Raw genomic sequence first — 22,906 nt, 5'->3', positions numbered from 1 at the left:
TATTCCCATTAATAGAAATAAAAAACCGAGTCATGAGACTCGGTTTTTTAAGCTTAAAGTGTGATTAGTTTGCACGAATCCAAGTTTGGTTACGACCAAGCGCCGCTACACCGATATAACCGCGTAATTTAAGCTTTTTACCACCTTCGATGATTTCAGCTTTCAATTTATAAGTTTTGCCATTCTTAGGATCGATAATCGAACCACCATCATAATTTACGCCACCCACATTTTTAAGGCTATGAACAATCGTTACGCCCTTTAATGTCTTGTTATGAAATGTTCCTTCGCATTTTGAACATGCATTCTCTTGACCTGGAACTAAATATTTTTGAATAGATGCTGTAAGCGTGCCATCCTTCAGCTCCGTAAATTTCACGATCGCTTTTGGCTGTTTTGTTTCATCATCAATGGTTTGCCAAACTGAGCCATTTAATATATCTGCTGCATTGGCAAAAGTTGTTAAACCGAGCAATCCAAATGCTAAAGCAATTTTCTTCATTTTTGTAATATCCTTAAGGGGTCTTTTCAAGACTAAGAGTATTGAGAATTTTTATCAATATTGCAATTCTTGATTATGACTATTGGGTATACTTTGAGCAAAAACAAAGCACTGCTTTTATTGCAGCGCAAGTCAAAACTCTTATTTATATATTGACCTAACAATATGGAAAAATTATGAAACTTGGTACTGTTTGGAAATATTATTTTACTGAATCATTACTAAAAGCGACCATTCGTACGCCGAGTCAGTTTAATTTAGCCCCGAATGCTTTGCGACCTTTATTAGACCAACTTTGTCGTCTATTCCCTCAAAATCCAACAGTACAAATTCGACCATTGCGCTTAGCGGGTGTTCGTGGCGAAGAGATCAAAGCACAAGCATCGGCCACTCAACTAATTTTCCATATTCATGGCGGCGCTTTTTTCTTAGGTAGTTTAAATACCCATCGTGCTCTCATGACCGATATTGCCGCACGAACCCAAATGCAAGTGGTTCATGTCGATTATCCTTTAGCACCTGAGCATGCTTTTCCCGAAGCCATTGATGCAATTTTTGATGTTTATCAAGCATTGTTAGTGCAAGGTATTAAGCCCAAAGATATTATTATTTCAGGTGACTCTTGTGGGGCAAACCTTGCATTGGCATTGTGCCTAAGACTAAAAGCACAACCTGAGTTAATGCCAAGTGGTTTAATTCTCATGTCACCCTATTTAGATCTCACCTTAACCAGTGAATCATTACGCTTTAATCAAAAACATGATGCCCTGCTCTCTATTGAAGCCTTACAAGCAGGAATTAATCATTACTTAAAAGATGGTGTACAAGCGGATGATCCCCGTGTTTCTCCTCTATTTGATGATCTTAAAGGCTTACCGCCAACACTGGTGCAAGTCGGCTCAAAAGAAATTTTACTGGATGATTCAAAACGCTTTAGAGAAAAAGCAGAAAAAGCGGGCGTCAAAGTACACTTTAAACTGTATACAGGCATGTGGCATAACTTCCAAATGTTTAATGCATGGTTCCCTGAAGCCAAACAAGCTTTAGCAGACATTGCGGATTTTGCTCATGCAATTGATCGTGATTAAAACATAATTTGATGATTTTGCAGAAAATGGTCAGCTATGTCTGACCATTGTCATTCTTAATTCATTTTTGTCATTATAAGAACAAACTGATCGAATATTTAGATTAAGCTTCCTTTTTCAAAGAATTTTTCCTCTCCTAATTTACATTAAAAAGCACATAGCTAGACTTACTTCTCATTCTAAAGGTGCTATTGTTATTTTAATAATCGTTTAATAATATTTTTGACAACGAATTTACACTAATATCGTTTCTTAGGAATCTGATTGCATATAAGAACCTATCCAATATTAATTTCATTCTTTTTTGGCAATTGGAAAAATAATTTGTTAAATTCTCCCCCATGAGAAAACCATATCCCAGCGACATTAGTCGAGAAGCCTTTAAAGAAATTGAACCGTTACTATTGAGCGGAAGAAAACAAACGCGTCCAAGAGTCGTTGATGTCTATGAAGTGTTTTGCGCCTTGCTCTATATTCTAAAAAGTGGATGTCAATGGAGTATGCTTCCTCGAGACTTTCCACCTAAAAGCACTGTGCATTATTACTTCTCGATTTGGAATAGAAAACCATCAGAAACTGAACCTAGCATACTTGAGCAGGCTTTAAAAAAATGTGGTTGGCGAGGCCCGTATCAACAATGGACGGAAAGAACAAACGAGCTTTATCATCATTGATTCACAAAGTGTAAAAAACACAGATACCGCACGTAATAAAGGCTATGACGCTGGTAAAAGAGTTTCAGGGATTAAAAGACATATCATTGTTGATACTCAAGGTCTGCCTCATGGAATATTTATTACGACAGCAGATAAAACAGATCGTCAAGGTGCATTAGATGCCATAACTTTACATAGAGACACCTTACAAAATGTAGAGGTTGTACTTGTTGATGGTGGTTATACAGGCGAACCCTTTTCTTTGGCTGTTAATGATTTAATCAGAGCGCGAGTTGAAGTTGCTAAACGAAGTGAATTACATAAATTTGCAGTCATACCACAACGCTGGGTTGTGGAAAGATCATTTGCTTGGTTAGAAAAATGTAGAAGGCTTTGGAAAAACTGTGAAAAGCACCTAAATACGAGCCTTCAGTTCATTAATTTAGCCTTTTTAAGGCTACTTTTGCATAGAAAATATTCTGGATAGGTTCTAAGGAAACATGCCAATGATGAGGATTCATTGTAAGAGATTAGTTGACAGAGAAAAATGGAATTTCTCGCAGTTCTGGGAACATGAACCATTAATTAATTGGAACATGTTAAAGAAATGTATTTTGTTGCTAATCTTAGCCTCACTTATGAGTCTATTTGGAATTATTTGGGACAGTTTTGTCTTGCTCAATCCATTTACATGGCAATGGGTAAATTTACCGTTGGTTCGATCTAAACTTTGGACCAATGTAATCATGCTTTTTGTCTTTTTAAGTTTGATTGTGCCCTGCTTTATTTATAAAGATAAATCTTGGGTAAAAGAAATCATTCCGATTTTAAGCGTACAGATCTTTACTGTTTTACTCTGTCATACAGGCTATCTGATTGGCAGTTTTAGTCCTGCAACCATGGTTGCCTATGTCAGTGTCGTGGGAGTAGGTCTGGTTCTGTTTGATCGTAAAATGATTTATTGTGCGCTGGTGCCAGCAACAATCGCACTGCTGTTTTGCAACTTTTTAAGTATGTATGGTGTCCTACAATATGCACCGATATTTAAGCTAGAAGTCCTGAATCAAGCTCAAATGCATCCTTTTTGGGTTGGCAGCATGTTTTTCTTCTTATTGCCAATTTTAATTGCTTGTTTACTGCTATTTGAAAGTCTACTCAAACAATGGCGAATTCGAGAAACAGCTATTCAAGTACTTAGTCGTTTAGATCCGCTCACGAATGTGATGAATCGTCGTAGTATTAGCAATCACTTAGAGCGCTTACATCAGCAACCCAATCAACTGTACTCGATTGTATTACTTGATTTAGATCATTTTAAAAATATTAACGATCATTTTGGGCATAGCGTGGGGGATCAAGTGTTGGTCAATGTTGCAAAATGTTTGGCGAATAATTTACGTGATCGAGATATGATTGGGCGCTTTGGGGGCGAGGAATTTATTTTATTATTGCCCAATACTACGCCTGCACAAGCACAAAATGTGGCTGAGCGCTGTCGCTTAGCGATTAGTGAGTTAAAATTTACCTCAGAAGATCATCAAGAGTTTTCTATCAGTGCCAGTTTTGGAATCAGTAGCACACTCAGTGCCGATGAACCTCACTTAATTATTAGTCAGGCAGATCAAGCATTGTATGCGGTAAAAGCATCTGGTCGAAATCAAGTCAAAATTTTTACTGAACTTTTCTTAAATTAATTCAATAAAGGCATCCAAAGATGCCTTTATTTTTGATCTGTTGTTTAGTCTTTTAAATATTCTTCACGATGATTACGATAAGGCTCATCAAAGGGTACAAACATCTGTTCTTGTTTGGCTCCTGCGATCCACTCTTGAACTGATGCCAAAGATAATATGTTGTGTATATAACTTTGGCTAGCAGCAGAGATGGGTAATTTATAACATTCAAAACGCATCGCCACAGGCGCATAAAATGCATCGGCTAGACTAAACTCACCACATAAAAACTGCTCTTCACTTGGTCGCTCTGACCAAATTTGATCAATTCGAGCGACGTCATTCCGTAATTGCTCATGGTCAGCCCAAAGTTCTTTTCCAATCTGGGACAAATCAGCCTCAACATTCATTGGACACAAATTACGTAAGCTTTGAAAACTACTATGCATTTCTGCACTAATGCATCGTGCTCTCGCTCGTTGCTTTCTATCTTGAGGTAGCGCATTCTTCTCTGGATTTTGTTCAGCAATATATTCACAAATCGCCAGACTATCCCAAATAATCAAATCATCATGAATGAGTGTTGGAACTTTGCCCGTTGAATTCAATTTTAAAATCTCAGTTTTAAATTGGCTATCAGCTTCAAAACTATCAAATTGAATTAAATGCTCCTGAAATGGAATGCCAAGTTGTTTTAATAAAATCCACGGTCGCATCGACCAAGTTGAATAATTTTTATTGCCAATAAACAGTTGATACATGATTATAATTTCCCTTTAAGCAAGGTGAGTTGTTGTAATAATTCTGATTTTTGAAAAGCACCAGTTAAACGCAGTGAACGTACTTCTTGTTGTTTTTGATCTAAAAATAAATAGGTTGGCGGTCCTAAAATATCCCATTGATTTAATAAGGCCTGATGCGACGCATCATAATGACTTAAATCAAGTTTAATCAAATAATAACGAGATAATGCCTGTTGAACTTCCGCATCTTTTAATACACGATGCTCAATCGGCTGACAAGCCACACACCAGTCTGCATACACATCAATCACAACGGCCCGATCTTTTGGTGCGTTGGCTAGAATCCGCTGAAAATCAGCAGCGGTTGTTGCGACATGCCACTCGGCTAATTTATCTGCCTGAACTGTGCTTAAATTTTGAATATGTTGATATTGGTTAAAAGCTAAAAACGGAACTGAGATCATCAGCAACAATGCATATAACCACTGTAATTGCCCTTTCTTCACAAACAGACGATATATCGCGAAACCAATAAATGCCATGCCCAATACAAGACTAAGTATTTGAATCGCTAATTCAGGCAACAACGGACGGATAAAATAAATACTTAAAGCCAACATCAAAAAGGCAAAAATAACCTTAATTTGATGCATCCATTCTCCTGCTTTCGGTAGTGCCTTTGCACCTAGAACACTGGCAAGCAGTAATGGAATACCCATACCAAATCCCAAGGTGAATAATAGTAAAGCACCTTGCCACTGATTTTGCGTTTGTGAAATAAAGAGTAATGTACCCGCTAGAGGTGCTGTCATACACGGACCGACTAACAATGCGGAGATCATGCCCATGATACTTGCACCAAGCAAAGTCCCACCTTGTTGTACTGACTGCATTTGGTCGAGGCGATTCACCCATTTCTGTGGCAGTTTCAATTCAAATAAACCAAACAGATTTAAAGCGAATACAACGAACAATAGACTAAATGCAACTAATGTCGCAGGTTGCTGTAACCATCGTTGGAAATTTAGCCCTGCCACAGAGGCAATTAAACCCAATACGGCATAGACCATTGCCATACTAAATACAAAAGTAAGTGCAATCGTCCACGCTTTAACGCCTTTATGTTCACGAACAATCAATGAGGTCAAAATCGGCAACATTGGTAAAGAACACGGCGTAAATGCCAATAAAATTCCTAAACCTAGAAATAATAACAAGCTATAAGCAAGAGAGTGCTGTGCCAATGTGCTTGACCACTGTTGGTCTTGCGCCATATTGGTTGAATCATTCAACTTTACATCATTAGATTTTTCAGTTGTAAGTTCATCCGTCTCTGCGGTCTGAGCATTTAAGCTATTCGCAGAACGAGCAACATCTAAAAAACGTTTTTGAGAATTAGAACTGACATTTTCGACACTGACCAACCCATCAGCATCGGTTTGAAATTCAATATTTTGAGGTGGATAGCAAATACGGTCTTTGGCACAACCCTGCCATGTAACACGATAATGTTGAGATGCTTGAGTGCTAATCTCAAACTCTGCTTGCTGATAATAAACTTGGCTATGACCATAGTTTTCATCGTACTGTTCAACTGCTTTGGGTAATTTCAACGTAACAGGTTGATTGCCTTGTTGAACCTCAAATTTGTGTTGATAGAGATAATAATTGGGCTGAATAGTCCAGTGTAACCGCGCTTGATTGGTTTTGGTCGATTCAACTGAAAATGCAAATGCCTGTTCAGGAGTCAGTAACGGTGCTGATAGATTGTCTTGAGCGTAAACCAAAGACGTACATAACAACAATAAAGTAGCCAAAAAGTAGCGCATTAATTGGCTAAGGTACCCACCCTGAACAGACATTCTCATGTTCATCTCACTGTAACTCTCCCGATAACTTAAGACTCATTTTGTAGAATGATTTCAAAAGTTAGCGGAGATTTTGACTAGAATAAAACAGATAAACCTAAACCACCGTTATAGCTTTTTTGATCGCCATTCAAATCGACACCTATACTGGCATCAAGTTGAGCTCGATCATTTAAGCTATAGACTAAACCTGTTCCTAAACCATATTCATAGTCTTGGCTTTCTGCTTTACGATAAACAAACTCTGAAAAACCAGATAATTTACCCGCAATTTTATAATCAATGGTTGGAATTGCTGTCACGGCCCAATCACTGTTTTGTGCTTCATAACGCATAGTAATTGATGTACCCACCAAATCGCTGAACTTATACGCAACTGCTGAAGTGAGGCTATAAATATCATCGTGATTCGTGAATTCATCATTGCCAGTCGCAATAATCGCTTCTGCTAACAATGCCATTGTTAAACGATCATCTTTTAAATTAATCGCCTTTTTCAAACCAATACTGACATCACCTAAACCATTGGTTTCTTTCTTAATGCCAGCATGTTTATATTGCTGCCAAACAGGACCTTGCCAACCCAGTTGCAGTTCTAGACCATCAGCTAAACCTGTGCGTAACAGCATGTCACCGTTCAATGTAAGCGTTTTATCTTTTACGCCATCGACCGTCCCTTCTTGATAGCTTACGCTCGGTAGTCCTTGCTCCCACGCCAAGTGACCTACAGGTGTAATACCCGTACCTATACCTGAGCCTGGGCGGTCAAAAGAGAAATCTGCTGCAAAAGCAGTGCTTGCCATCATTGATGCAGCAATCAAGCTCAATGTTCCAATTTTTTTCATGATTATCCCCTTTCTATTCTATTGGCTGAACTTATACCGTTAGCTCTTTTGACATTTTCGCACCATGGCTGCGTAATAACTCGAGAGTTTCACGTTCTTCTGGTAAAGATTCTGACCAGTCAATTTCATCGAAATCACAATCAAAAAACAGTTGGCTGATTGAAGATAAAATCGTTAAACCTTCTTCGTCACGTGTGTTCGGATCTACTTTTTCATCGAGTAAACGCTGTACAACAGGTACACATGCTGCACTAGCGGCATCCCAAAGTGGGCCGTAGAATTCTTCTGCATCCCATAAATGTAAATTGGCTTTTGCTTGAATCAATGCATCTAAAATGTGTAGGTAAACTTGCAGTTGTTGTTGTTTTTCAACGTCGGTCAATGGCTTGCCTGCTTCATAGGCTTCACACACATTTTCCCACCACACAAATAAACCATCACATACAATAGATACAGGAAAACCATGTTCAGGATCAATAAAGTTCGGGTCGAGTCCTGCAGCAAGTAAAGATTGCACTTGGTCTAAATCGAGTTGTTGTATGGCTTGCACCAAGGCTTGCTGCTGATTGCTTAACATGACCAATTCTCACATTGTATTGAATGTTTCTATTATGCCGAATATCCCGACAGGTTTTTATAAAACGATCTAAAAATCATGTATAAATTTGATACACGCATAAAAAAAGCCCACAATTGGGCTTTCTTTATGCGCTAATTTTACGCTTCATCATCAATTTTTACATCGTCATCGACGTCAACATACTCTGGTAAACCACCACGATGATGTTCTTTTTTCTCATATAAATGTTCCAGACTACGTTTTAGTTTATCAATCGCACCATGAATAGATGCATCGATATTCGCAGCTTTATGAGTCACGGCAAGTGGCTTCAAACCTGCTGGACGAGCTTCGATCATACAACGTTTATCATGATCGCCCGTTTTCTCCCCATTTTCATCACTAATATGAACCGAAAAATGTGTAATACGCTCGCTATAGCGTTGAAATTCTTGCGTAAGTTCTGCACGGATATAACTGATTAAGCGTTCGCTACCTTGAATGTTTTTATCTGTACGGATTTCAATATTCATAAATATCTTCCTCTCTTTTCTGTGAGACGGTTCTACGAAACTTTTTTATTTAGCACGCTTTGAGCATGCATTCATTCAGTGCAGTTGTATATTTTGATTATGTAAATACGTGTAGTCTCCTTGCCTTACATCTGTTGCTTTTCAGTCATTAAGAAGATCTTCTATAACTCCAATATCTGACTTTCATAACAAATATGCAAGCTGATTTTTGACATTTTTATTAAAACTTGATCAAAAAGATTTTTAAATTCATGAACTTTTTTCTTTTGATCGGCTCAGTCCAATTCTTTTGAGCATTTGGTCAAATTTGGCTTTATTTTTGCTTAATTCCTTGTATGATTTACACGCCATTTTTGGGGGATTTTTTTAAATGCAATTGAAGCAACTTGCAGCGACTTGTTTATTGGTATCTACAGCAGCTTTCGTTCAGGCAAAGCCTATTTGGCAAGATTTTAGCCTCACAGGTTTATACGGTGAAAACTACGAAGTTGTCGACGAAAAACAAACGACTTTAACGGTTGAATATGCTGCTAAAGTACAATATGCCGACGTATTCTTCTTTATGGATCGTATGCGTGGTGGTGACGACAACAAAAGTACCTATTTCGAACTTTCTCCTCGTTTGAGCTTAGGCGAAATTTCTGGTCAAAAACTTGCTTTCGGCCCAGTCAAAGATGTGTTGATCTCAACGACATGGGAAGGCAATAGTGCCAATGGCAATAACTTTGACAACTTCTTGTACGGCGTAGGCTTTGATTTAGCAATTCCATATTTCCAATATGCAAACGTGAATTTCTACCGTGCCAATAATGAAAAAACCGCTGATGACTATCAAATGACTATCGCTTATGCGTTGCCATTTAAAGTCTCTACAGAAGATTTTGTGGTTGATGGTTTCCTTGACTGGTCTACAGCAGAAAAAGATCATGCGAGCGAACTCAACTGGACAACACAATATAAGTGGAATGTCGGTAAACATATTTCACCTGAAACACGTTTATACCTCGGTATTGAACATTCTGTTTGGAATAACAAGTTTGGTATTAAAGGCAGCGACGAAAACAATGTCAGCGCTTTAGTGAAATACCATTTCTAAGCAGTCAATCTATTGAAAAACAGCAAGCTCTGTCTTGCTGTTTTTTTTGCAATCACGCATATTCAGGATATGTGAACTTTCTTTTATTTTCTCATGTCATTTGATCTTAAGCTTGCAGCACATTCTCTGAATTCCCCTTATCAAATTCGTTTTGCGATGATGGATGATTTGGAACAGATTCTCGCCATTTATAATTATGAAATCCTGACAGGTACAGCCAACTGGAATGATCAGGCCATTACTTTAGTGCAATATCAACAACGTTTTCAGGACATGCAACAACAGCACTTCCCCATGATCGTGGTTGAAGATCAACAAAATAATAAAATTGCAGGTTATGCGTATTATTCAACATTCCGCAATATTAGCGGCTATCGTCAGAGTATCGAACATTCTGTCTTTGTTGATCCAAGCTACGCACGTCAAGGTCTTGGCAAAGCCTTGATGCAACAACTGATCCATCTCGCGATACAACAAAACATGCATATCATGGTGGCTGCAATTGATAGTGAAAATACGGGTTCAATTGTGCTACATAAACAGCTTGGTTTTGTACAAACAGGTTATATGCCACAAGTCGGACAGAAATTTGGACAATGGCGTGACTTGGTTTGGATGCAGCTACAACTTTCAAGCTAACAATTTGCTCACAGCATATATTTTCACTTCTTGTTTAAAATGAGTATCAAGCAGCTTTAGAAATATTTAAAATGATGAGAACAACGCAACTTTGCCTAATGGTTATAACAGCAATTGGCTCAGCTTCAAGTTTTGCTGGAGATTCATTTGAACAAGAGTTACAACAAGGCTGTAGCAAAGTAAAACAATATGCCCAAGCAGGTAAAAAGTTTTATGATCAAAAGCAATATGCCCAAGCAGTAAAACAATTTGAAAATCAAGCTGCATGGGCTCAGTTCTGCCAAATGAATGCTGAGGAAAGTGGTATTCAGGTGACTGACCGAGACATTGAAATTGCCAATAATAATGTGGGATTGAGTTATACAAAATTAGGCAAGCCGCAATGGGCAAGAGTGTGGTTTCTAAAAGATAAAGACTCTAAAACTAGCCAATACAACCTGAAACAGCTAGCAAAGCCCCAAATATCTAAAGACCTACAAGGCACTTATGTTCGAGCCAATGGTTTTGGACAATGGGATTACATCAAGGTCAGCAAAAAGCAAAACAAGTATCAGATCGCTTTTGATGGTTATTACTTTGGGATTCGAGGTCTGATTTATGGTCCAAATATGGGGCAGTTTGAAACGACCATGCCGACCACGGCAAAACAGGCAAACTATCGCTATGAAGACTGCCAGATTAAACTTCAATTTACGAATGATACAAATAATGGTCAAAAAATTGAGGTGAAACAAAATAACGGCGAGTCTGGATGTGGTTTTGGGCATAACGTCTATGCGGGCGGCACGTTCTATAAGGTTGAAGGCAAATAAATGATCTTTACCCTCAAACTCAACAAAAAATTTAAGAAAACTTATGAGTCTCGGAAACGTCATTCACAACCTGAGCAAGCTAAAGCGACTAAAGCTTTAGCGAAGCGCAAGAAAAGTGCAATCAAAATACAGATTGAGAAGTTTTAATCATTCATCGTATAGGTGAAAATGCCTTTGCCCTTACGAAGCTTCAAACGCTTCTACGGGCAAAACCAAAGTAACTACAGCGGAAAGCGTATTTAAAAATTAGAAGACTACTAGGTATGACTCCGAAAGATAATCATTTTTTTAATATCTAGTCTCTAAATAGTAAAATGAGATATATAGGGTTGATACTAAATCGCCACCAACTCCCTTATTCCCTTTTCAGGCATTTCCGCACCTTGCCCCTGTGCGATCACCTGTCCACGAGCCATCACGGTATAGTTATCCGCCAATTCTTCAGCAAAATCATAAAACTGCTCAACTAAAACGATCGCCATTTCACCCTGATCTGCTAATTTACGAATGACCCGACCAATATCTTTAATAATCGAGGGCTGAATACCCTCAGTTGGCTCATCCAAAATCAAGACATTAGGCTCAGAAGCCAACGCTCGAGCAATCGCAAGCTGCTGCTGCTGACCACCCGATAAATCTCCACCACGGCGATGTTTCATTTCATCAAGTATAGGAAAAATTTCGTAGAGATAACTCGGTACTTTCCGCGTTTTTGCACCTGAAAATTTCGCCATACCAATTAAGATATTTTCCTCTACCGTCAAGGTTGAAAAAATATCTCGTCCTTGCGGTACATATGCCAAGCCAGCACGCACACGTTGCTCAGGCGACATCTTGGCAATATCTTTGCCATCTAGCAAAATCTGTCCTGATTTAATCGGTAAAATCCCCATCAAGCATTTCAGCAAGGTGGTTTTACCTACGCCATTACGCCCTAAAATGACGCTGCATTCACCTATAGGCGCTTGAAAAGACACGTCACGCAGAATATGACTGCCACCATAAAACTGGTTAATTTCTTTCACTTCTAACATAGCAGTCTCCTAGCGTCCTAAATACTTTTCAATCACATCTTCATTGGCTTGTACCTCTGCCAATGTGCCTTCTGCCAAGATTGCGCCCTGTGCTAATACCGTAACTTTTTCGCTGATGGTGTCAATAAAGCTCATGTCATGTTCTACGACCACAAGCGTATGATTTTTTTTCAATTCCAAACACAGTTCAGCCGTGCGTTCTGTTTCCGCATCGGTCATTCCTGCCACAGGCTCATCCAATAAAATCAGCTTCGGACGTTGCATCAATAGCATGCCGATTTCTAACCACTGCTTTTGACCATGCGATAATAATCCTGCGGGTTTTTTCACAAATTCCTTTAAGCGAATTTGTTCTAAACTTTCCTCCAATGCCAATTGTGCTTCTGGATCAAGTCGGCTAAACAAGCTCTTTTTCACTCGCTTATTGCGTGGTGCAGCGAGCAGTAAATTTTCCATGACTGTGAAATTTTCAAATACCGTTGGTTTTTGAAATTTTCGCCCAATCCCAGCTTCCGCAATTTCCTCGGTGCCCATTTTGGCAAGATCATAATTTTGTCCAAAAAATGCTGTACCTGTGGTTGGACGCGTTTTACCTGTAATCACATCCATCAGCGTGGTTTTGCCTGCACCGTTTGGTCCAATGATGCAGCGTAACTCACCTTCGGCGATGTACAGCGATAAATCATTGAGGGCACGAAACGAATCAAACCACACACTGACTTTTTCTAAATACAAGGCAATCCCGTGACTAAAATCTGCACCTTGGGTTTTGGCACGACCATAACCCTCACCAAGTTGACCGCCATGTTGAGCTGAGTCTATGAATAAATCACTCATTTAATTGCTCTCCTTTTTAAAACGATCAAATAAACCAATCACGCCTTTAGGTAAGAAAATCGTCACCACGATAAATAAGGCACCTAAGATCAGTAACCACGCTTCGGGCGCAGCCACAGTGAAATAAGTTTTCAGTGCATTAATCAAACCTGCGCCTAAAATCGCCCCAATCAAAGTGCCACGACCACCTGCGGCAACCCACACTGCCATTTCAATTGAGTTGACAGGATTCATTTCACTTGGATTAATGATGCCCACTTGTGGCACATACAACGCACCTGCGATACCTGCAATCACTGCCGATAATACCCATGCTGACAGCTTGTACCACAGTGTGCGATAACCCAAATATTGCAAACGGTTTTCACTGTCACGAATCGCCCCCAACACACGGCCATAAGGACGATTCATCAATTGACGTAAACCAATAAAACACAGCATCAAAGTCAAAGCAGTGACAAAACATAAAGTGGCACGCATCGGTGCAGAAGTGATATCAAAACCCAATAAGGTTTTAAAACCCGTGAAGCCATTGTTACCACCAAAACCCGTCTCATTGCGGAAGAATAAGAGTGCCGCTGCAAAGGTCATGGCTTGAGTAATAATTGAGAAATACACGCCCTTGATTTTGGAACGAAAAGCAAAGAAGCCAAAAATAAAGGCAACCAATGCAGGGATGAGTAATACCAAACAGATTGCCCATGCAAAATGTTCAGTCCCGACCCAATACCACGGTAATTCTGTCCAACTGAGGAAACGCATGAAATCAGGTAAGCCATCACCTGCGGATTCACGCATCAGATACATACCAAAAGCATAACCACCGAGAGCGAAATACAAACCGTGCCCCAAGCTTAAAATTCCTGCATAGCCCCAGACCAAATCCAATGCCAAAGCGACCAAAGCCAAGCACATGATTTTGCCAATCAACGTAATCCAATACGCTGACAGATAAAATGCGGAATCAGGTGATAACAAATGCAACCACGGTAAGCTCAATAACACGGCAAAACAAATGGCAATCGCGATTGCGCTATACGGTTTATCTGCAAATAAAGAAGTGATTTTCATTGGCTTACTCCACGAAACGACCTTTGATGGCAAACAAACCTTGTGGACGCTTTTGGATAAACAAAATCACAAGAACCAAGAGAATAATTTTTGCTAAAACCGCACCTAAACCAATCTCCAAAACTGTACCGCTAATCCCTAAACCTAAGGCTGCAAGTACCGCACCCCATACTTGACCGACACCACCGACGACAACGACAAGGAAGGCATCGATAATGTAGTTTTGTCCAAGATCAGGTCCGACATTCCCCACTTGTGCCAACGCACAACCTGCCAATCCAGCTAAGCCTGAACCTAAGCCAAATGCCAGCATATCGATACGTGCAGATCGAATGCCCACAGCACGCGCCATTTGACGGTTTTGTGTCACAGCACGGACAAATAATCCGAAACGGGTTTTGTTTAATAAGAAAACTAAAAGTAGTAAGACCGCCACAGTAAAACCAATAATCGCAATACGGTTATACGGCAACATCAGGCTTGGTGTGAGGGCAATACCACCACTGAGCCATGCGACATTCGACACTTCCACATTCTGTGCACCAAAGATCATCCGAACCGATTGCATCAAGATTAAACTCACACCAAAGGTTGCCAATAATGTTTCCAATTGGCGACCATAAAGCGGGCGAATCACAGTACGTTCAATCAACATGCCAATCAGCGCACTCACCAGAAATGCAGCAGGAATCGCAGCCAATAAATACCAATCGACTAAGCCTGCAAAGTGCGTTTTAAAAAAACTTTGCATAACGTAAGTGGTATAAGCACCGATCATGATGAGTTCACCATGTGCCATATTGATGACACCAAGCAAACCATAGGTGATCGCAAGACCAAGCGCGGCTAAAAGTAAAATACTAGCGGTACTAAGACCTGAAAATACATGCCCTGACCATTCACTGATTTGCAAACGCGTTTTAATTTTATTTTGTGCTTCAACCAAAGCTGCTTTTAATGCAGGATTACTTTGTGGCTGTTCTAAGCTTTGGTTGATCAATGCGAATACATCGGGACGGTTCGAATCTGCCAAAACTTTTACCGCTTCAATCTTAGTAAACTCATCTGAGCTATTAAAATCTAAACGGGCTTTCAGTTGTGCTAAACGTGCTTTAACAACATCACTTTTTTCATTGAGATAGAGTTGCTTAACTGTGGCAACATCGAGCTCATCTAAATTATTTTCTAAAATATCCACCGCAGCTAAACGTTGTGATGCATCGTCTGAATTGAGTTTAACTTTGGCTTGTCCAAAGTTCAGTGCCTTACGCAGCGTATTAACCAGTGTCACTTGAGACAAGTCAGATGGCCAAGTTTCGATCACTTGTTGTTGCGGATAACTTAATAATTTTTCATCATTTTCTAAAATATATGTGTTGCCAGAACTATCGGTATATAATTCATTTTGATCAATATACGCGACCAATTGATCCAATTGCTCAATACTGGCTGGCCATTGATTCAACATTGCACGACGAGCGGTAAAGTCGGATTTAACAAAAGTCTGGATGGCATCCTGAGAAGTTGTAGACGTCACTGTTGTTGGTGAGGTAACTTCTGCCCATGCAGGATTAAAAATGATCTGTGCCATGATGCAGAGCAGTGCCAAAACATAGTGTTTCGCCATAAGACTCCCCTTATATTTTCTATTTAAATCAATCAATCAGAAATAAAACTAAGAAAAACCTGCTGCCAAAACAGCAGGTTGCATGGAACAATTATTTAGGAATATATGGGCTCCAAGGCTCAGCTTTGATGGTCTGCGGTGTTTTATAAACCACATCAAATTGACCATCAGCACGGATTTGCCCGATCATCACAGGTTTATGTAAATGGTGATTGGTTTCATCCATTTTGAGGGTATAGCCCGATGGTGCTGCAAAAGTTTGACCTGCCATTGCATCACGAACTTTATCAACCTCCGTTGTACCTGCTTTTTCAACCGCTTGTTTCCACATATTGATACCAACATAGGTCGCTTCCATCGGATCGTTGGTCACAACTTTGTCAGCATTTGGAAGCTTGTACTCCACTGCATACTGTTTGAATTTATTGACAAATTCGGTATTTTTCGGATTTTTAACTGACATGAAATAGTTCCATGAAGCTAAATGACCCACTAATGGTTTGGTATCAATACCACGTAACTCTTCTTCACCAACTGAGAAAGCCATCACTGGAATATCAGAGGCTTTAATACCTTGGTTACCTAACTCACGATAGAAAGGAACGTTGGAATCACCATTGATAGTTGAAATCACCGCAGTCTTTTTACCCGCAGAGAATTTCTTGATATTGGCAACAATGGTTTGATAGTTGCTATGACCAAATGGCGTGTACTCTTCCATGATGTCTGCATCGGCAATGCCTTTAGACTTCAAGAATGCACGTAAGATTTTATTGGTTGTTCGCGGGTAGACATAATCTGTGCCGAGTAAAACAAAACGTTGTGCTTTACCACCCTCATCTCCCATTAAATATTCAACGGCAGGAATGGCTTGTTGATTCGGCGCTGCACCTGTATAGAAAATATTCTTAGACTGTTCCTGACCTTCATATTGCACTGGATAGAACAATAAACCATTCAACTCTTCAACCACAGGAAGAACAGACTTCCGTGATACTGATGTCCAACAACCAAAAATAACGGCAACTTTGTCCTGAGTGATTAACTGACGTGCTTTTTCAGCAAATAACGGCCAATCCGATGCTGGGTCAACGATGACGGGTTCGAGTTTTTTACCCATCACCCCACCATTGGCATTGATTTCATTGATGGTCATCAATGCAGTATCTTTCAGAGATGTCTCAGAAATTGCCATCGTGCCTGAGAGTGAATGTAAAATCCCTACCTTAATCGTATCGCCACTTGCCGCAGGTGCCGCTTTCGTTTCAGTTTTTGTTTGTTCTGTTTTTTCTGTTGGTTTTGAACAACCGACCAGTCCTACCCCCATCATCGCTGCCATAAGTACAGACATCGACATCAATTTATTTTGCATCTTTGTTCTCCACAGGTTGATATTGTGATTTTTACTAAGTGGAGTTATTCAATTTCTGTGCCAATAATTTAAGCAATTGTTTTATATTAATTTTATCTAAACTTTCTCGTTAGAAATCCAATCTTGTATACAACATTGCATACAAAAAATACGTAATGAACCAAAATGATGCAGAATCACTTATTCAAGACGTGAAATTGATAGTTAACCCTGATAGCGAAAACTTAAATTTCTGCTTTGGAAAAGATTGATAAATTCAAAGTCCTTTTATTTAACGAATCCATGTGATATTTCGATATTTAAAACATAAAGCACACATGATTACAGCTAGGCTATAAGACACAATTAAAGCAAACCAAAATCCATAAATTCCCAATGGAGCGATCTTGAATATCCACCAATCCATTCCCCAATATGCCAATACCTGACCAAAGCCTAGACCAAAGATCAATAACGAGCTGCTATAAATCATACTCGGTACAATCGTTATGTCCCAGCAACGTAATACCGTTGCAAAAATACATAACATTGCATCGGCTAAATGAAACAGTATTCCGAGTATAAAGAGGTAGATCGTGATCTGAATAACCGCTGAATCTTGAGTAAATAGGGAAATGAATTCCTCACGAAGAAGTAGTAAAATACTGCATAAAGTCACAGCTAAAACAAATATAAGCAGAAAGGCTTTTTTTGACCAAAGTAAAGCAACTTGCTTCTGTTGAGCACCAATTTTTTCAGATAACATCAAACTGAATGCAACAGAAAATGCGGCAGGTAAAATGTATAGCATGGAACATATGCTTGCGATCACTTGATGCGAGGCAATCACGATACTGCCAAGTGGTAATGCTAAAATCGAAATCGCCATGAAAGCAATCACATCAATCACGATCATGAGAGCGGTGGGTATTCCAATTCGAAGAAAACGAATCAACAATTCATAATTGAAAGAAAAGCGACTCAGATCAAGTTTAAAAACAGCTTTGCCACGTATATAACCGCACAGCAATATCAACATCACACTGTCCCCAAGCAATGTCGAAAATACGGCACCATAGACACCCCAAGGTGCAATATCAAAGTACGCCACTCCATTGATCAAAGCATAGGACAGTGGCAGTTTGATCAACAAAAAAACCACACCAATATATGTCGCGATGATAGGACGATCTAAAACCTGTATTTGTATGGTTAAGATACGACAACATAGACGAATCACCAGATCGACTGAAAAAATCATCAAGCAATTTTTAACCAGTATCAGAACCGTGTCAGGTGCTTGAAAAAAGGTTAATAGATGCTCAGTATTGTTGATCAAAATGATCGCGAAAATACTAAACACAGCTGCGATTAATACAGCCAAACTCACGAGGTTAGTTAATTTTTGTTGATTTATTTCCCGCCCTTTTTCTTCAGCGAGGATTTGAAACATTCCTTGTAGTAATCCGTAGCCCACCACAAAAACAATCATATAAACTGAAAGAGAAACGGATAAAGCCGTTAAATGCACATGGCTATAGTGGGATAAGAAAGCAGTATCAATAACACCACTCAGAATAAAAATCGTATTACTAAACAAAATTGGAAAAAAAATACTTAAAAAACGCTTCATTATATTTCCACTATTATCAATTGAAAATTTGATATATTTGAATTTTAAAATCTTAGAAACAAACAAGACATTTTGATCAATGTGCTTCAAATGTTAGATAGAATTTTACCGATAGATAAAAAGCAAATAGCGTTCCATATTTATTCTTATGCTTATGAATTCATATTTTTAACAAGACATAAAAAAGCCCAGATGGACTGGGCTATGCAAAAAATCGATTCAAATCAAACCACAATATCCGCCAAATTACCTTTCTGTTCTAACCAATGCTTACGATCACTCGAACGTTTTTTGGCAAGTAATTTATCTAACAACCCTGCTGTAAAATGCGCATCATCCAAATCGAGTTGGACTAGACGACGCGTATTGGGATCCATCGTAGTTTCGCGCAATTGACTCGCATTCATCTCACCCAATCCTTTAAATCGAGTGATTTGCGGATTTTTATTACCTTTCACTTTTTTCAAAATGCTTTCGAGTTCACTATCATCCAACGCATAATAAACATCTTTACCAATATCAATACGATACAGTGGTGGCATTGCGACAAACAAATGACCGTCTTCAACTAAAGTCGGGAAATGTTTCACAAACAACGCACAGAGTAATGTCGCGATATGTAGACCATCCGAGTCTGCGTCGGCAAGGATACAAATTTTGCCATAACGTAATTCAGATAGATCATCGCTACCAGGATCAACCCCTATGGCAATCGCAATATCATGTACCTCTTGAGAAGCGAGCACCTCATCCGAAGACACTTCCCATGTATTTAGAATCTTTCCTCGAATCGGCATAATCGCTTGGAAATTCTTGTCACGCGCTTGTTTAGCACTTCCACCCGCAGAGTCTCCTTCGACAATAAATAATTCACTGTCTTCACGCGTTAAACCCACACAATCAGCCAGTTTTCCGGGTAACGCAGGACCAGAGACGATCTTTTTACGCTCCACTTTTTTCGCTGCTTTTAAGCGACGCCCAGCTTTAGCAATTGCCATTTCAGCTAACTGCGTTGCAATCTCAGCATGTTGGTTTAACCATAAAGCAAAGGCATCTTTGGCAATATTCAACACAATATTGGAGGCTTCACGACTCGATAAACGCTCTTTGGTTTGACCAGAAAATTGAGGTTCTTGGAATTTCAGCGATAGAATGAAATTGACCCCATCCCAAACATCTTCCGCAGAGAGTTTCATATTACGTGGTAATAAATTACGTAACTCACAGAACTCTCGTAACGCCTCCGTGACCCCTGAACGCAATCCATTGACATGCGTACCACCTTGCGCAGTTGGAATCAAGTTGACGTAACTTTCTTGTATTTGTTCACCACCCTCAACATTCCAACAGATCGCAAATTCACAAGCTGCTCGCTCTGCTTGTCCACTACTGACAAAAGCAGGATCAGGTAGAATCCCTCGATCCTCGAGTTCATCCATTAAATAGTCGACTAGACCATTTTCAAACTGCCATTCAATTTTTTCGTTATTAATTTTATCGTCATAAATAATTTTCAAGCCCGCCGCTAAAACGGCTTTAGCTTTCAAATTATGCTTCAATGCTTTTAGTGCAAATTTTGGACTATCAAAGTATTTTGTTTCTGGCCAAAAACGAACGGTTGTTCCTGTCGCACGTTTCGCAACTTTACCTTCTAACACCGATAATGGTGCAACAGGTTCGCCTTGTTCAAATGCCATTTGATACAAGTTACCTTGGCGTTGTACCGCAACCTCAACACGTGTTGATAAGGCATTCACGACAGAAATACCAACACCATGTAAACCACCAGAAAATTGATAATTATCGGTACTAAATTTTCCGCCTGCATGTAATTTGGTCAAAATAATTTCAATACCACTTTGTCCATATTCAGGATGAATATCGACTGGCATACCTCGTCCATTATCTTCGACTGACAATGAACCATCTTCATATACGGTGACACAAATTTGATTGGCATGTCCTGCAAGTGCTTCATCCACCGCATTGTCAATCACCTCTTGCGCCAAATGGTTTGGACGTGAGGTATCGGTATACATACCGGGACGACGACGAACAGGATCTAAACCTGAAAGAACTTCAAGGGATTGTGCCGTGTATTGTGTCACTGGGTCTGACTTCCTTATTAGAGGGCTGTCGATAAAAATCGGAGTACGAAAGGTAATTTTTCTTCAAAATCATCCATTGCATGATCACCATCAGCGTCGGTTAAAATCAATGCCGATGGCTGTGCTGCATTATAATAACGTTGTGCTTGACGATAATCCAAGACTTCGTCACCTCGTTGCAACAGTACAAGAATTTTATCAGCATGCTTTAACTTCGTGTCAGCAATTGATTGTAATTGCTGCAATTGGTCGGCATCGAGTGTCCATGAATCAGTGACTTTGAGCGGGATTTGTTCAATCCCGAATAAATCTTCGAATAACTGCCATGGTTGCATAGCAGGATTAATCAGTACAGCAGGGCATCCATATTTTGCGACAAAATATGTCGCATAGAATCCCCCTAAGCTACTTCCAACCAATGCAACTTGATCGAGTGGTAAACTTTCAATCAGCTTAGAAACATCTCTTAAAACGTGTTCAGGCGGCTTATTCAAATCAGGTAAATGCACATCAGTATGCTCAACATTCGTGCAATATTGTTCTAATTGTTGCCCCTTTTTTGACATGGGGCTGCTTTGAAAGCCATGTAAATAAATAATTTGCATACGCACCATAATAGACAACAGCTTGACTTATTGCCAAATAAATCACATTATTCAGATTAATAGACAAACAAACAACAATATAAATTACATTTAAGCTTGATATTGTCTGACACAAAAAACGATAGTGCACTCCGTTCATCAGTATTCTAAAAAAATTACTTATGAAACACATAAGATGTAAGCGTTTGTTGTAGTTTATCTAAAGAATATTAAGTCAATTACTTCAAACCTTCGGTATATATCAAGGATGGGGAAATCAATATGCCAAGTTTAACGCCTCTGCATGAAACCTACTGCAAATGGGACAGTACACCCCCTAGTCAGGCAGATGTCTTGGAAGGTTTTGCACAAGTTGTGAGCACAAGCTTAAGTGGTGTTCACGAATTGGTGCAATTAGTGCAAACAGAAGTGTTACGGACAACACTTGGTTTAAGCGCACAAAAAGCTAAAAAATTACAGAAACTTCCACAGTTGCAAAAATTTTATCAATTTTCTTATGACACATTACAGAAGTACGGTAGCAGTTTTCTTGCACCAAGTTTACGTCATATTATTGAAAAATTCCCGGTGCTGCATGATAAGCCCCTGACACCAACACTTCATTTTGTGGTGGGTGCATTAAATGGCATTTTTGGAGACTTTTTCTTAAAACAACACAACCCAATGGCTTTACCTATGGTGCTTTATGATCATTATGGATCATTACAACAAGGTGAATTAACTGGTCGTATTGTCATTCTTACACATGGTCTGTGTATGAATCATCTCAGCTGGTCAAATAGTCGTTATGGTGGAATTGGTGAACGTTTGCTTGCGCAACGGGACAACAACACCATGTTATATTTGAACTATAATACAGGGCGTCGTATTTCTGCAAATGGTCGAAGCTTTGCAAATGTACTTGAAGATTTAGTGCAACGAAATCCAAGAATCACCAGCATTGATTTAATCGGACATAGTATGGGTGGCTTGGTTTCTCGTAGTGCCCTATTTTATGGCAAACAAAATCTCTACCAATGGGTGCACATGGTTGAGAATTTAGTTTGTATTGGTTCGCCACATCATGGTGCAGTGCTAGAACGCTTTGGTTTTATTTTGCAAGATAAATTGGGCGCATTCCCTTTTATTAGCTTAATTGGTCAACTGGTCAACATTCGTAGTAATGGTATTTTAGATTTGCGTCATGGGAGTGTTCGAGATGATGATTGGGAACATAATGATGCACGTATTGGCTTTGCGGATGACAATCGTAAACCTGCACCATTACCCTCACATATCAATACCTTCTTAATTGCAGGTACTTTAGAATTTGAGAAATTGCGTAATAAAGCACTCTCTGTCATTGGCGATTATTTGGTCAGTGTGGAAAGTGCGCTAGGTGAACATCAAAATCCACGCTTCCAACTTAAATTACCAGAAACCCATAAAGCCGTATTCTATGGTTTAAACCATTTTGAAATTCAGTACCATTCGAGTGTTGCTGAACAGATTACACGTTGGTTATATCCCGATGTTGACGAAGTCGTTGAGGAAGGTATCCAAACACATTTAATCAATGTTCCGAATAATTATACTTTTGATGATTTAGATGGCATCGTAGAAACCTGATGTCAGTCTTCTTGATCT

At 39.3% G+C, this 22,906-nt stretch carries 22 protein-coding genes; 8 read left to right on the top strand and 14 right to left on the bottom strand.

Annotated elements, in window-relative coordinates; translation table 11 throughout:
- Window positions 1-64: 64 nt before the first annotated feature.
- A complete protein-coding gene (locus tag O1450_RS00705; protein WP_269229337.1) occupies window positions 65-502 on the bottom strand; it encodes a DUF2147 domain-containing protein in 438 nt (145 codons plus the stop codon).
- 176 nt (window positions 503-678) lie between these two features.
- On the opposite strand from O1450_RS00705, the gene O1450_RS00700 reads away from it, so the two are divergent.
- The 3 genes from O1450_RS00700 (at window position 679) to O1450_RS00690 (ending at window position 3,940) form a co-directional block, all read left to right on the top strand.
- Window positions 679-1,590, top strand: coding sequence for an alpha/beta hydrolase (locus tag O1450_RS00700; RefSeq protein WP_269229336.1), 912 nt, complete (start codon window positions 679-681; stop codon window positions 1,588-1,590).
- A 341-nt stretch (window positions 1,591-1,931) separates the two neighbouring features.
- A protein-coding gene (locus O1450_RS00695) for an IS5 family transposase (protein ID WP_269228195.1) occupies window positions 1,932-2,733 on the top strand; the annotation gives its coding sequence in 2 pieces (ribosomal slippage) (window positions 1,932-2,195 and window positions 2,197-2,733; 801 coding nt in all).
- A 19-nt stretch (window positions 2,734-2,752) separates the two neighbouring features.
- Window positions 2,753-3,940, top strand: coding sequence for a GGDEF domain-containing protein (locus O1450_RS00690; protein ID WP_269229335.1), 1,188 nt, complete (start codon window positions 2,753-2,755; stop codon window positions 3,938-3,940).
- Window positions 3,941-3,984: 44 nt separating this feature from the next.
- On the opposite strand, the gene O1450_RS00685 is transcribed toward O1450_RS00690, so the two are convergent.
- The 5 genes from O1450_RS00685 to O1450_RS00665 all read right to left on the bottom strand — a co-directional run bounded on the left by O1450_RS00685 (window position 3,985) and on the right by O1450_RS00665 (window position 8,467).
- Window positions 3,985-4,680 carry a glutathione S-transferase family protein gene (locus O1450_RS00685; RefSeq protein ID WP_269229334.1) on the bottom strand — a complete coding sequence of 232 codons (696 nt, stop codon included), beginning with the start codon at window positions 4,678-4,680 and terminating at the stop codon, window positions 3,985-3,987.
- A 2-nt stretch (window positions 4,681-4,682) separates the two neighbouring features.
- Window positions 4,683-6,530 (bottom strand): protein-disulfide reductase DsbD, encoded by a 1,848-nt coding sequence (dsbD, locus tag O1450_RS00680; RefSeq protein WP_269229333.1) that lies wholly within the window; start codon window positions 6,528-6,530, stop codon window positions 4,683-4,685.
- Window positions 6,531-6,607: 77 nt separating this feature from the next.
- Entirely contained in the window at window positions 6,608-7,375 is a 768-nt protein-coding gene (locus O1450_RS00675) for a transporter (RefSeq protein ID WP_269229332.1), read from the bottom strand.
- A 31-nt stretch (window positions 7,376-7,406) separates the two neighbouring features.
- Window positions 7,407-7,952, bottom strand: a complete 546-nt coding sequence (locus O1450_RS00670) for an ankyrin repeat domain-containing protein (protein WP_269229331.1) — start codon at window positions 7,950-7,952, stop codon at window positions 7,407-7,409.
- Between the two features lie 140 nt (window positions 7,953-8,092).
- The gene (locus tag O1450_RS00665; RefSeq protein ID WP_241334492.1) at window positions 8,093-8,467 is read right to left on the bottom strand and encodes an HPF/RaiA family ribosome-associated protein; all 375 of its coding nucleotides are present in this window, start codon (window positions 8,465-8,467) and stop codon (window positions 8,093-8,095) included.
- Between the two features lie 370 nt (window positions 8,468-8,837).
- Here O1450_RS00665 and O1450_RS00660 point away from each other — a divergent pair, with 370 nt between their 5' ends.
- The 4 genes from O1450_RS00660 to O1450_RS00645 all read left to right on the top strand — a co-directional run bounded on the left by O1450_RS00660 (window position 8,838) and on the right by O1450_RS00645 (window position 11,161).
- The gene (locus tag O1450_RS00660; protein WP_269229330.1) at window positions 8,838-9,563 is read left to right on the top strand and encodes an outer membrane protein OmpK; all 726 of its coding nucleotides are present in this window, start codon (window positions 8,838-8,840) and stop codon (window positions 9,561-9,563) included.
- Window positions 9,564-9,656: 93 nt separating this feature from the next.
- Window positions 9,657-10,202 (top strand): GNAT family N-acetyltransferase, encoded by a 546-nt coding sequence (locus tag O1450_RS00655; protein ID WP_269229329.1) that lies wholly within the window; start codon window positions 9,657-9,659, stop codon window positions 10,200-10,202.
- A gap of 71 nt (window positions 10,203-10,273) precedes the next feature.
- A complete protein-coding gene (locus tag O1450_RS00650) occupies window positions 10,274-11,014 on the top strand; it encodes a hypothetical protein (RefSeq protein ID WP_269229328.1) in 741 nt (246 codons plus the stop codon).
- On the top strand, window positions 11,015-11,161 hold the full coding sequence (locus O1450_RS00645) for a hypothetical protein (RefSeq protein ID WP_269229327.1): 147 nt from the start codon (window positions 11,015-11,017) through the stop codon (window positions 11,159-11,161).
- Window positions 11,162-11,349: 188 nt separating this feature from the next.
- On the opposite strand, the gene urtE is transcribed toward O1450_RS00645, so the two are convergent.
- From urtE to O1450_RS00605, 8 genes are all read right to left on the bottom strand, one after another.
- Entirely contained in the window at window positions 11,350-12,048 is a 699-nt protein-coding gene (urtE, locus tag O1450_RS00640) for an urea ABC transporter ATP-binding subunit UrtE (RefSeq protein WP_269229326.1), read from the bottom strand.
- Window positions 12,049-12,057: 9 nt separating this feature from the next.
- On the bottom strand, window positions 12,058-12,885 hold the full coding sequence (urtD, locus tag O1450_RS00635; protein ID WP_269229325.1) for an urea ABC transporter ATP-binding protein UrtD: 828 nt from the start codon (window positions 12,883-12,885) through the stop codon (window positions 12,058-12,060).
- On the bottom strand, window positions 12,886-13,956 hold the full coding sequence (gene urtC, locus O1450_RS00630; protein ID WP_269229324.1) for an urea ABC transporter permease subunit UrtC: 1,071 nt from the start codon (window positions 13,954-13,956) through the stop codon (window positions 12,886-12,888). It abuts the gene before it with no gap.
- A 4-nt stretch (window positions 13,957-13,960) separates the two neighbouring features.
- Entirely contained in the window at window positions 13,961-15,583 is a 1,623-nt protein-coding gene (gene urtB, locus O1450_RS00625) for an urea ABC transporter permease subunit UrtB (RefSeq protein WP_269229323.1), read from the bottom strand.
- A gap of 91 nt (window positions 15,584-15,674) precedes the next feature.
- Window positions 15,675-16,955, bottom strand: coding sequence for an urea ABC transporter substrate-binding protein (urtA, locus tag O1450_RS00620; RefSeq protein ID WP_269229322.1), 1,281 nt, complete (start codon window positions 16,953-16,955; stop codon window positions 15,675-15,677).
- A 271-nt stretch (window positions 16,956-17,226) separates the two neighbouring features.
- Complete coding sequence (locus tag O1450_RS00615; protein ID WP_269229321.1) at window positions 17,227-18,567, bottom strand: MATE family efflux transporter; 1,341 nt, start codon at window positions 18,565-18,567, stop codon at window positions 17,227-17,229.
- 224 nt (window positions 18,568-18,791) lie between these two features.
- Window positions 18,792-20,675, bottom strand: a complete 1,884-nt coding sequence (parE, locus tag O1450_RS00610) for a DNA topoisomerase IV subunit B (RefSeq protein WP_269229320.1) — start codon at window positions 20,673-20,675, stop codon at window positions 18,792-18,794.
- 17 nt (window positions 20,676-20,692) lie between these two features.
- Window positions 20,693-21,280 (bottom strand): YqiA/YcfP family alpha/beta fold hydrolase, encoded by a 588-nt coding sequence (locus tag O1450_RS00605; protein ID WP_269230384.1) that lies wholly within the window; start codon window positions 21,278-21,280, stop codon window positions 20,693-20,695.
- Window positions 21,281-21,541: 261 nt separating this feature from the next.
- Here O1450_RS00605 and O1450_RS00600 point away from each other — a divergent pair, with 261 nt between their 5' ends.
- Window positions 21,542-22,888, top strand: coding sequence for a PGAP1-like alpha/beta domain-containing protein (locus O1450_RS00600; RefSeq protein WP_269229319.1), 1,347 nt, complete (start codon window positions 21,542-21,544; stop codon window positions 22,886-22,888).
- The last annotated feature ends 18 nt before the right edge of the window (window positions 22,889-22,906 follow it).

Origin of the sequence: Acinetobacter sp. TR11 (assembly GCF_027105035.1) — a bacterium.
Taxonomy (GTDB): Bacteria; Pseudomonadota; Gammaproteobacteria; order Pseudomonadales; family Moraxellaceae; genus Acinetobacter.
Note: the sequence above shows the minus strand (reverse complement) of the source record. Positions and strands in the feature narration are given on the sequence as shown.

Bases quoted from the DNA above. Each gene is read 5' to 3' on its own strand.
- O1450_RS00705 (WP_269229337.1), bottom strand. From the start codon at position 502: ATGAAGAAAATTGCTTTAGCATTTGGATTGCTCGGTTTAACAACTTTT.
- O1450_RS00700 (WP_269229336.1), top strand. From the start codon at position 679: ATGAAACTTGGTACTGTTTGGAAATATTATTTTACTGAATCATTACTA.
- O1450_RS00690 (WP_269229335.1), top strand. From the start codon at position 2,753: ATGATGAGGATTCATTGTAAGAGATTAGTTGACAGAGAAAAATGGAAT.
- O1450_RS00685 (WP_269229334.1), bottom strand. From the start codon at position 4,680: ATGTATCAACTGTTTATTGGCAATAAAAATTATTCAACTTGGTCGATG.
- dsbD (WP_269229333.1), bottom strand. From the start codon at position 6,530: ATGAGAATGTCTGTTCAGGGTGGGTACCTTAGCCAATTAATGCGCTAC.
- O1450_RS00675 (WP_269229332.1), bottom strand. From the start codon at position 7,375: ATGAAAAAAATTGGAACATTGAGCTTGATTGCTGCATCAATGATGGCA.
- O1450_RS00670 (WP_269229331.1), bottom strand. From the start codon at position 7,952: ATGTTAAGCAATCAGCAGCAAGCCTTGGTGCAAGCCATACAACAACTC.
- O1450_RS00665 (WP_241334492.1), bottom strand. From the start codon at position 8,467: ATGAATATTGAAATCCGTACAGATAAAAACATTCAAGGTAGCGAACGC.
- O1450_RS00660 (WP_269229330.1), top strand. From the start codon at position 8,838: ATGCAATTGAAGCAACTTGCAGCGACTTGTTTATTGGTATCTACAGCA.
- O1450_RS00655 (WP_269229329.1), top strand. From the start codon at position 9,657: ATGTCATTTGATCTTAAGCTTGCAGCACATTCTCTGAATTCCCCTTAT.
- O1450_RS00650 (WP_269229328.1), top strand. From the start codon at position 10,274: ATGATGAGAACAACGCAACTTTGCCTAATGGTTATAACAGCAATTGGC.
- O1450_RS00645 (WP_269229327.1), top strand. From the start codon at position 11,015: ATGATCTTTACCCTCAAACTCAACAAAAAATTTAAGAAAACTTATGAG.
- urtE (WP_269229326.1), bottom strand. From the start codon at position 12,048: ATGTTAGAAGTGAAAGAAATTAACCAGTTTTATGGTGGCAGTCATATT.
- urtD (WP_269229325.1), bottom strand. From the start codon at position 12,885: ATGAGTGATTTATTCATAGACTCAGCTCAACATGGCGGTCAACTTGGT.
- urtC (WP_269229324.1), bottom strand. From the start codon at position 13,956: ATGAAAATCACTTCTTTATTTGCAGATAAACCGTATAGCGCAATCGCG.
- urtB (WP_269229323.1), bottom strand. From the start codon at position 15,583: ATGGCGAAACACTATGTTTTGGCACTGCTCTGCATCATGGCACAGATC.
- urtA (WP_269229322.1), bottom strand. From the start codon at position 16,955: ATGCAAAATAAATTGATGTCGATGTCTGTACTTATGGCAGCGATGATG.
- O1450_RS00615 (WP_269229321.1), bottom strand. From the start codon at position 18,567: ATGAAGCGTTTTTTAAGTATTTTTTTTCCAATTTTGTTTAGTAATACG.
- O1450_RS00605 (WP_269230384.1), bottom strand. From the start codon at position 21,280: ATGCAAATTATTTATTTACATGGCTTTCAAAGCAGCCCCATGTCAAAA.
- O1450_RS00600 (WP_269229319.1), top strand. From the start codon at position 21,542: ATGCCAAGTTTAACGCCTCTGCATGAAACCTACTGCAAATGGGACAGT.